1 protein-coding gene is annotated in these 1,114 nt (G+C 55.6%); it reads right to left on the bottom strand.

Features of this window, described 5'->3' with window-relative positions:
- The coding region (locus AB4Z11_RS32285; RefSeq protein ID WP_442030349.1) for a type I secretion system permease/ATPase at positions 1 to 1,043 on the bottom strand (1,043 nt) is incomplete at its 3' end.
- Between the last annotated feature and the right edge of the window lie 71 nt (positions 1,044 to 1,114).

Here is a 1,114-nt window from a genome sequence, read left to right as displayed (position 1 = left end):
CCGCTGAAGAGCTCAATATCCTGCGGCAGATAGCCAATGTACGGACCAAGTTCAGCCTTATTCCACTGATACATATCAGCGCCGTCCAGACGCACCTTGCCCATCAGTGCCGGCCATACCCCGACCATTAGTCGTGCCAGCGTCGACTTACCGGAGCCACTCGGGCCAATCACGCCCAGCACATCGCCGGCCTGAATGGCAAAGGTGACGCCGCGTAAAATCGGTACAGTGATACCAGGCGGAGAGGCGCTTACCCCCTCTACCGACAGATGACCCTCCGGTTTAGGCAACTCCATGCCAGCGCTGCGGGCTGGGTTGCGTTCGAGGACCGCAGTCAGACGCTCATAGGCGCTGCGCGTCGTAGCCCAGCTCTTCCAAGTGGCGATCACTTGCTGCACCGGCGCTAAGGCTTTACCCACCAAGATGGACGCGGCAATCATCATGCCCGGGCTCAATTTACCTTCAAGTACCAGTAAAGCACCAAAGCCCAGCACCAGCGATTGTTGCGATGCCTGCACAAACTTGGTTATGGCATTGATAACGCCAGCCTTCTCGCTAGCCTTCGCCTGCAGGTGCAGGAAACGCGAGTGCAGTTTGAACCAGCGGTTCATCAGATTCGGCAGCATGCCCATCGATTCGATGACTTCCGCATTTCGCAGATTGTTCGTCGCCAACGTGTTGGCCGTAATGGCCATCGTGTTCGCCTCGGACAATGGTTCTTTTGTCGATCGCTCGTTAATGTAAGCCAGTGCGATCAGAACAAGCGTGCCGCATACCGAGAACACACCAAGGCTCGGCTCAAAAATAAAGATGACCCCTAGGTAAATCGGAAACCAAGGAGCATCGAAGAAAGCGAATAGCGCGTTACCCGTCAGGAATTGACGAATGTTGGTCAAGTCCGTCAGCGCCTGACCTGCATTGAATCCGGCAGTTTTCAGGTTTTGCTCGAACGCCGCCGTATACACACGCTTATTCAACTCCATGTCGAATTTGGCGCCCACGCGAACCAAGACGAAGCTTCGCACCATTTCAAGCGTGCCCATGAAGGCATAGCCCCCACGCGAACCAAGACGAAGCTTCGCACCATTTCAAGCGTGCCCATGAAGGCATAGCC

It is taken from the genome of Pseudoduganella sp. RAF53_2 (genome assembly GCF_052113985.1).
Taxonomy (GTDB): domain Bacteria; phylum Pseudomonadota; class Gammaproteobacteria; order Burkholderiales; family Burkholderiaceae_D; genus Rugamonas.
Note: the sequence above shows the minus strand (reverse complement) of the source record. Positions and strands in the feature narration are given on the sequence as shown.